Raw genomic sequence first — 8,055 nt, 5'->3', positions numbered from 1 at the left:
CATTGCAGGTCGTAACCAGCTTTTGCATCATCTCGGTAATGGGACGGCGAGAGAGGACCAGAGGCAGGAGAATATTATCCTTGACTGATAGGGTGTCCAACAGATTGAAGTCCTGAAAGACAAAGCCTAATTTCTCCCGGCGGAAGCTGGAAGCCTGGCTGTTTTTGATGGTTGCTGTGTCAGTTCCGTTGAGAAAGACGCGGCCCTCAGTCGGCTTGTCCAGCATGGCTAGGATGTTGAGCAGGGTGGACTTCCCAGAGCCTGACTCCCCCATGATAGCGACATATTCGCCTTTTTCTACCGTAAAGTGAATGTCCTTCAAGGCCTCTACTTGGCTGCCCTGAAAGCGGGTTTTATAAATCTTTTTCACGTGTTGTACGTCTAATAATGTCATCTTGCTTCCTTTCTGTCTAGCAGGTACCTATCAAAGCCCTGCTTTTAGCAGTTTTTATAAACTGCCTCCTAATTGATAAGTCTATTTTATCTCAATACCAAACGCCCAGCCATAACCTAAGCTTACATTTTAAAGTGCAATCTTACAGTTTTGTAAGATGAGATGGACTTTATTTTACCCAAAAGGCAATCAAGGCAATTAGCCAAAGGTGGGCTGGATAGAAAATATAGAAGAAATATTTGCTCCACTTGCTGCTGGATCCTCGCTCACCATTATAGAAGTGCAAGAGAGGAAGAACACTGATAAAGAGCCAGTCTGAATTATAGAGCAGCATAGACAGAGTGTCCTGTAAGGTTGGATAAATTTGAATACTCATGGCAAAGAGAACTCCCGCCCAAACTACATAGGACAAGTTTCTGAAAAAGACTTGATTTCTAAAAAGGTAGGTCAAGAGCATGAAAGGAAGCAGAGCCATGCCGCCTTCGCTAAAGAGAAGCCCAGCCAGCAAGACCAATACTCCAGCAGTCAGCCGCAAGCCACGCTTCCTATTCTTAGCAGCTCCGCCATTGTCAGAAAAGCCAAAGAAAAGACTCAGCATGAGAACCCCGCAGGCCAAGGTCAGGAAGATATTGTGAGTGAGGTAGATGCCCTTCTCCTGAAAGAGAAGCGTCAGGATACAGTTTCCTGTCTGCATCAGGGCTGCCCAAAAGAAGAGCCGCATATTGTAAGCTAGGCGGTTGCGAGTATGGAGAAAACCTTCCACTGCCATGAAGGCAAATGCTGCTCCGACACAGCGGGTTAGGGCATGCAAGACACCATCCCAGCCGTCCGGCACCAGTCCCGGTATCTGGCTGATATGGTCAAAAACCATAAGAAATGCCATGAAGAGCTTCAACTGAAAAGCATTTATACCTTTTGATTTCATTTTTCTGTCTCCTTCTTATTTCTTGCCTCTATGATAATAAAAAAGAAAGGCTGGTTCCATAACCTAACCTTTCATTTGCTAGTTTTATTCTTACAATTTTGTCACTTTTAAAAATCTTGCAAAGCATCTACCTAAAATAGCACAAAACCTAGTGGCTTTTATGAGAACTTTCTTCTGTCTGCAACTGTTCTAAAAATCCTCTGACCGCTTGTTGGTCTGCTTCCATCCAAAAAAGATAAAGAGTAAAATTGGATATATAACTGTAAAAGATAATATAGGCTCATGAGCAAAACAAATCCACTTTGTATCCCAAAAAGCTACGTATGTTTTCTTTGTTACTTTTCTCTATTCCTTTCTTTAGTCATGAGAGTACTAGGATTTCATCTGTTTAAATAAACTGATGGATTTGTTATATATTTCTTGTAAAGAATGAGTTTTACTCAACTTCTTTAGAAAGGTTAGAACTCTTCTCTTCTATGTATTTTTTAGCTTCTTTCACAGTAAACAAATCTGGATTTTCATCAGTAATACTTGAAAATAAATCTAGTACTTGGTCATTCTTTCCTTGATTGAGGCAATTTAAACCAGCATAGTAAGTCATTAATACCTTGTCTAACTTATTGTCCGATTCCAGATACTCAAAATGATTGCACGCTTCATGTTTTGTCACAATCTTATCAAGCGACTGAACTGTCTCTATTCTCTGCTGAGCTTTTTTCTTTTCCTTCTCCGATTTAAATTCTTGAGATGACATGTGCTCAAGAATTGACGAAAGATTATCAGTTTGTCCTAAAAATATTTTATCAAGGGCCTCAAGGTAGTAGTAAAACACTATATTTTCTTGCTTTTTCACCCTAAAGTCAGTAGGCTGGATCTCAGATAGTGCCTCTAATGAAGCAAGAAAATTTCCCCTGAGAAATTGCAAATGAGCCATATTTAGATAGTAGAAAGACTTTTCAGCTCTATTTCTCGAGCCAAGCCGTCCTGACTTATAAAATGAAAAGCCTTCGATAATATCCTGGTATCTGTCTATATCAAGGTGTTCGCTTAGTATCTTTTTATATCCCTCATCAATACTAGACAAAACTGGCAGAAAGATGATAAAAGAGATTGGAATGGTTAGAATAGCAAGCCAATAAAGAAATGGAATCTCAATTACCGCAAAATAAAGGTAGAGAGCCAGCATAAGCAGAGCAAATAAAATATAATAGAAACCGATTTTATTCTTAAATCGAATGATCTTAGCACCTGTCATTTGTGAAACTTTTTCTTCGATGTGACGATACATGCTCTTCTCCTAACTCTCGAAACCATAAAGCCAACCACGCTATTCTATGATCTCTATTCTAATCCTAAAACTCTTAGTCTTCTACTTCATACTCAATCAATAACCAAGCGTTTTTTTGCCAATCCGATTTTTACCGTCGTTCCCTGACCAACTTGAGAGTCTATTGCAATCTTGTGTCCCAGTTGGTCAGCAATTTTCTTGGACAGGTAAAGGCCTAAGCCTGAGGACTGCTGGGTCAAACGACCGTTGTAACCTGAGAAACCGCGCTCAAAAACCCGCAGCAAATCAGCATTTTGAATCCCCAAACCCGTGTCCTTGATGTAGAGGCTGCCCTCGTGAAAATAAATCTCTATGCTGCCTTCTTTGGTGTATTTAAGACTATTGGACAGGACCTGCTCCAAAATCACTAGAAACCACTTTTTATCAGTGACAATCGTGTGATCTAGGTCATGAAGATTGAGGCTGAGTCCTTGCTGAATAAAGAAAAGGGCATATTTCTTGACCACTTCCCTGACCAAATCAGCCAGATTTTCCTGCTTCAGCACTAGATCATCATGAAAGCTTTCCAGACGGAGGTACTGGAGCACCAGATGAACGTAGGACTCGATCTTAAAGAGCTCCTGCTCCAACTGAGACTTGGCTTCCTTATCCTTCAAATCTCCAATCAAGAGTGAACTGGCAGCAATGGGTGTCTTGACTTGATGAACCCAAAGAGTGTAGTAGTCCAGCAAATCATTGTATTTTTCCTGCTCAACCAAGAGCTGATTCTTCTGTTCGTACTCCAGCTCCTCCACTCTTTCCTGCAAGAGCTTTTCTAGAGGAGTCTGCGCCTGAGCAGAGGCCTGTAGCTTTTGGCTGCGATAAGCCTTATAGGACATCCAAGCATCTGCTCCGATAAACAAGAAAGACAGAAAAGCCAGCAAGAGCGCGACATATTCCAGCAGACTGCGGTATGCATCAAAGACAAAGGCAAAGAGCAGAATAAAGCCTAGCAGCAGAATCAAAAGAGCTAGAAAAAATCGACGCGAATAAAGGTAAGACTTAAGAAAGAAAAATTTATCCTGTGTGTCCATTGATGAGACCGTATCCTATTCCTTTTTTGGTTTCGATGAAGTTTTTCAGTCCGTGCTCTTCAAGCTTTTTACGCAGGCGAGCGACATTGACCGATAGGGTATTATCGTCGATGAAAAAGTCGCTGTTCCAAAGTTCCTTCATCAGATCATCACGCGCCACGATGCCATCAGCATGCTCGAAGAGAACCCGCAAAATCTGAAATTCGTTCTTGGTCAAGGTCACCACTTTGCCATCAAAGACCAGATCTGTTGACTTGAGATTGAGAATGACACCCTGATGCTCCAGGAGACTCTGGTCGTTTCCAAACTCATAGGAACGACGCAGCAAGCCCTGAACCTTAGCCAGAAAGACATTATTGTCAAAAGGTTTGGTCACATAGTCGTCTGCTCCCATATTGATAGCCATGACAATATCCATGGACTGATCGCGGGAAGACAGAAACATGATAGGCACCGTTGAAATCTTGCGGATTTCCTGACACCAATGATAGCCGTTGAACAAGGGCAGACCGATATCCATCAGCACCAGATGCGGCTCCTCTCGGACAAAGACAGTCAGCACATCCATAAAGTCCTCGACTGCCACTACCTGAAAGCCCCATTGTTCCAGCATTTTCTTAATCATCTGACGGATGACTGGATCATCTTCTACTAGTAAAATCTTGTGCATCTTTCCCTCCCGATTGCTTGCTAGTAACATTATACCAAAAAATGCGCTTGCTTGTTTATCATCCTCAGTCTAAGGTAGGATTTTTCTGGAAAAGAGAAATTCTATCAGAAAAATATGCTATACTAACTAGTAGAAATTGGAGATATAACATGAGCAATATTTTTACTTACCTTGAAGAAGTTCAGCATGACAGCATTTATGATAAACCTTTTAATGAACTGGATCTGCTAATCCTGACAGAGATGACCTACTTGCCTTTTGACCAACTAGTACACGAGGACATGTCCCCCTACTGCGATTGCCGGCTGCTGGATTTGGCCGACCGAGTACCGCGTGACCTCTCCATGATGGTTAGCAAAAATCGTCTGAAACTATTGGATTTGGCCGCAGCCTCTACCCGCTTTAAAAATCTAAAACTGATGGGCTATGTCAATGATGTTGACCAAGATATCCAGAAGCAATTCGCTGCCTTGATTTTCAAAATCAAGCCCGATACCTATGTCCTAGTCTTTCGCGGAACGGACGACTCTATCGTCGGCTGGAAGGAAGACTTCCACATGACCTATATGGATCAGATCCCCGCTCAGAAAATGGCTGCCCGCTACCTGCAGAGAGCCTTAGAAAACATGCCCGGTAACTTTATCCTAACCGGCCATTCCAAAGGAGGAAACCTGGCTTCTTATGCAGCCAGTCAGATGGAAGCATCGCTCCAAGACCGTATTGAAGCCATCTACAGCTATGACTCTCCCGGTCTCAATCACTCTGTCACCGAAAGCGATGGCTATCAGGCTATGGTTGAAAGGATGAAACGCTACCTGCCTCAGAACTCCATCGTTGGCATGATGCTGGAAACACCTAAGGAAGCTAGGATTGTCAAAAGCAGTGCCATTGGCGGCTTTGCCCAGCACGATACCTTTTCGTGGAAAATCAAGGGAGACTCTTTCCTATTGCTGGATACACTAGATGCAGAGAGCCTGCAGATTGACAAAACGTTTAAAAATTGGGTGAGCACCGTTTCAGATGAAGAACTTAAAGACTTTTTCGACCTCTTTTTCGGACTGATTTTAGATGCTGGTATCCAGTCTGTCGACGAACTGTCCAATGTTGAAAACTTTAACAAAGTCCTTGATATCCTGAAAAATGCTCAATCTCTATCAGACCAAGAACGTGACATGCTGCTACGCTTGTCCAAGCTCCTGCTGAATATGCGTGTTCAAAGCTGGAAGGATGACATTAGCATACCTAATCTTTCTGAAATTGGCAAAGATATCCGAGAAAACCTATCACGCTGGAGTAAGCAGTTGCCTTTCGGCCAGTCTGAGACTGACAAAAAGGAAGACACTGCCGCAGAGGTTCAAGAGTAAAATCACAAATCTCTTCTATAGCTTGGCTAACGGAAGAATTGACCTATTCATACCAAAAACAAAACAAGCTCTTATCTTGACAGCTTGTTTTTTCTTTGTTAGAATGTAACAAACCTATTTACAACTAAGTAGTGATAAAAATTAGAAAGGAAACCATCATGAAATCTATCAAAGGAATCGCCCTTATTGCTGTCAGCATAATCCTGACCATCTATGCTTGGGCTTCAGCTGGAATGACCAACTTTATCGTACCCGGTCTGGCCTTAACTACCCTTTCGCTGACCTTTTTACTTGCGACTCGGAACGCCCTTTTGGAAAAATGGTTCCATGGCATCGAAAAGATGTACGCCTATCATAAGTTTACAGCTATCTTTTCCGTCGTTCTGCTTGCTCTACACAATGTTGCCATGGGCGGCAGTCTCTGGGGATCTCATTTAGCAGCCCAGCTTGGGAATGTCGACATCTATCTCTTTGTCAGCATTGTCCTAGTTGCCTATCTCGGCAAGCACATCAAGTATGAGGCTTGGCGCTGGATTCACCGCTTTGTCTATCTGGCCTATATCTTTGGTCTCTTTCATGCTTATATGCTGATGGGCGGTCGACTCCTGACACCGACCTTGCTAGGCTTCGTAGTCGGATTCTACGCTATCATCGGTTTAGCTTCTGGCTTTTACATCATCTTGCTCTATCAAAGTTTAGCCTTTCGCCATCTGGGAAAAATCCTGCAGGTCAAGCGACTGAACCACGATACCCTGGAGTTGAAGATCCAGCTTAGTCAAAAGCTAGACTACCAGTATGGGCAGTTTGCCTTTGTCAAGATTTTCCAAGAAGGATTTGAAAAAGCGCCACATCCTTTCTCTATCTCTGGCGGTCATGACAATATCGTCTACTTTACTATCAAGAACTCTGGTGACCATACTAAAAAACTTTATGACAAGATCCAAGAGGGAACCAAGGTCACTATTGACCGAGCTTATGGCCACATGATTCTTGACCAAGGGCAGGAAAAACAAATCTGGATTGCTGGTGGGATTGGCATTACGCCCTTCATCTCCTATATCCGAGAAAATCCTAATCTGAATCGTCCAGTCAGCTTCTACTATGCTTATACCGGAGCAGAAAATGCTGTTTACCTAGACCTACTCAAGGACTATGCAGCCAAGAATCCGTTGTTTGATCTTCATTTGGTCGATAGCAAGGTCTCCGGCTATTTAGACTTCAAGAATTATCCTTTGGACGACAAAACTACGGTCTTCATGTGCGGACCTGTCAAGATGATGGATAAACTAGCCAACGAATTTAAAAAGACCAATCCTAAAGCAGATCTGGTCTATGAAGGCTTTAAATTTAAATAAAGAAGGCAAAAAGAGGAGTTCAATCCTCTTTTTTAGTCTATTTTGATTCAGTAGATTTTGAAAAAGATAAAATTTCTATCACTCAATATCCAAAAATAGACTTTTCAAACTACAAGAATATACGGAAAAGATTAATTCCAATCAGAATGAGAAAGAAAATAGAAAATCCGATAAACAAGTATTTAAAATACTTTTCATTAAGTGGCTCGCCATAGCGACTATAGATAGAACTGTTCTATCCTACTACTTTGCCTGATATTAAAGATGTAGATTTACTTCTAAACATATTGTATCAAAATTTTCATCTATACCAAAGTCTATATAGAGTATGACTCTTACTTCAATATTTTATCGTTTTTCGATATATTTTTCTTGAAATACAATAAAAATTGGATTATAATAAAAATAAAAGGAAAAGAAAATCTACTGCCGGCTGATTTTCGATAGAGGTAAACATCATGAAAAAGATTGAATTAAAAAATAATTCTTTGCTCAAAGATATCGTTACTCTTCTGAATCTGATCATAGTGGGTTATGCTGCTATTCTGGTCTTTCTTACTATCCTAAGTGTGATTTCTTACACCGGTCTTTCCGACAGGTTGGGAATGAAGCTCAATGTTCAATTTCTGCCCTCAGCTGATTTTTCAAATTTGTGGAGTATTTTAGCCTTTGTTATAAATCTTCTCACAGCTTCTTTGACTATTTATCTCATCTATCTTGCTCGTAATTTCATCAAAAATTTGATTGGTGGAAAGATTTTTGATTCATCGAATACCCAACTAGCCAATAGGGCATGGAAAGTCTTTCTGGCTCTGACCTTTCTTTCCGTTAAGGTTGCTGCATCAGGCAATCCCATCGCCCTCCCCTTCTCTTTTAACGCCAGTATGAGCTTTACACCTCTCTTGGGTGCTCTGATTATTTGGCTGATGATGAAAATTCTGGAAAAGGGGATTGATATAGCTGAAGAGAATGAATTTACCATCTAG

Annotated in this window: 8 protein-coding genes; 3 read left to right on the top strand and 5 right to left on the bottom strand. The window is 41.4% G+C overall.

What is annotated here, in order from left to right:
* The 5 genes from AX677_RS07585 to AX677_RS07565 all read right to left on the bottom strand — a co-directional run.
* Positions 1 to 394, bottom strand: a 394-nt coding sequence (locus AX677_RS07585) for an ABC transporter ATP-binding protein (RefSeq protein WP_156445995.1), incomplete at its 3' end; no start/stop codon positions are given.
* A 169-nt stretch (positions 395 to 563) separates the two neighbouring features.
* Entirely contained in the window at positions 564 to 1,319 is a 756-nt protein-coding gene (locus AX677_RS07580; protein ID WP_060976704.1) for a TraX family protein, read from the bottom strand.
* A gap of 436 nt (positions 1,320 to 1,755) precedes the next feature.
* The gene (locus AX677_RS07575; RefSeq protein WP_060976703.1) at positions 1,756 to 2,607 is read right to left on the bottom strand and encodes a hypothetical protein; all 852 of its coding nucleotides are present in this window, start codon (positions 2,605 to 2,607) and stop codon (positions 1,756 to 1,758) included.
* A gap of 92 nt (positions 2,608 to 2,699) precedes the next feature.
* Positions 2,700 to 3,680 carry a sensor histidine kinase gene (locus AX677_RS07570; RefSeq protein WP_060976702.1) on the bottom strand — a complete coding sequence of 327 codons (981 nt, stop codon included), beginning with the start codon at positions 3,678 to 3,680 and terminating at the stop codon, positions 2,700 to 2,702.
* On the bottom strand, positions 3,664 to 4,350 hold the full coding sequence (locus AX677_RS07565; protein WP_023916543.1) for a response regulator transcription factor: 687 nt from the start codon (positions 4,348 to 4,350) through the stop codon (positions 3,664 to 3,666). Before AX677_RS07565 ends, AX677_RS07570 begins: the two co-directional genes overlap by 17 nt.
* Before the next feature lie 41 nt (positions 4,351 to 4,391).
* Here AX677_RS07565 and AX677_RS07560 point away from each other — a divergent pair, with 41 nt between their 5' ends.
* The 3 genes from AX677_RS07560 to AX677_RS07550 all read left to right on the top strand — a co-directional run bounded on the left by AX677_RS07560 (position 4,392) and on the right by AX677_RS07550 (position 8,055).
* Positions 4,392 to 5,714 carry a DUF2974 domain-containing protein gene (locus AX677_RS07560; protein ID WP_197416894.1) on the top strand — a complete coding sequence of 441 codons (1,323 nt, stop codon included), beginning with the start codon at positions 4,392 to 4,394 and terminating at the stop codon, positions 5,712 to 5,714.
* Positions 5,715 to 5,872: 158 nt separating this feature from the next.
* Positions 5,873 to 7,069 (top strand): ferric reductase-like transmembrane domain-containing protein, encoded by a 1,197-nt coding sequence (locus AX677_RS07555; protein WP_060976700.1) that lies wholly within the window; start codon positions 5,873 to 5,875, stop codon positions 7,067 to 7,069.
* Positions 7,070 to 7,527: 458 nt separating this feature from the next.
* A complete protein-coding gene (locus tag AX677_RS07550) occupies positions 7,528 to 8,055 on the top strand; it encodes a DUF2975 domain-containing protein (RefSeq protein ID WP_060976699.1) in 528 nt (175 codons plus the stop codon).

Source organism: Streptococcus sp. CCH8-C6 (assembly GCF_001557225.1).
GTDB lineage: Bacteria > Bacillota > Bacilli > Lactobacillales > Streptococcaceae > Streptococcus > Streptococcus sanguinis_C.
Note: the sequence above shows the minus strand (reverse complement) of the source record. Positions and strands in the feature narration are given on the sequence as shown.

Excerpts from the sequence above, each read along its gene's own strand:
- AX677_RS07550 (WP_060976699.1), top strand. The coding sequence starts at position 7,528 with ATGAAAAAGATTGAATTAAAAAATAATTCTTTGCTCAAAGATATCGTT.
- AX677_RS07580 (WP_060976704.1), bottom strand. The coding sequence starts at position 1,319 with ATGAAATCAAAAGGTATAAATGCTTTTCAGTTGAAGCTCTTCATGGCA.
- AX677_RS07560 (WP_197416894.1), top strand. The coding sequence starts at position 4,392 with ATGCGCTTGCTTGTTTATCATCCTCAGTCTAAGGTAGGATTTTTCTGG.
- AX677_RS07570 (WP_060976702.1), bottom strand. The coding sequence starts at position 3,680 with ATGGACACACAGGATAAATTTTTCTTTCTTAAGTCTTACCTTTATTCG.
- AX677_RS07575 (WP_060976703.1), bottom strand. The coding sequence starts at position 2,607 with ATGTATCGTCACATCGAAGAAAAAGTTTCACAAATGACAGGTGCTAAG.
- AX677_RS07555 (WP_060976700.1), top strand. The coding sequence starts at position 5,873 with ATGAAATCTATCAAAGGAATCGCCCTTATTGCTGTCAGCATAATCCTG.
- AX677_RS07565 (WP_023916543.1), bottom strand. The coding sequence starts at position 4,350 with ATGCACAAGATTTTACTAGTAGAAGATGATCCAGTCATCCGTCAGATG.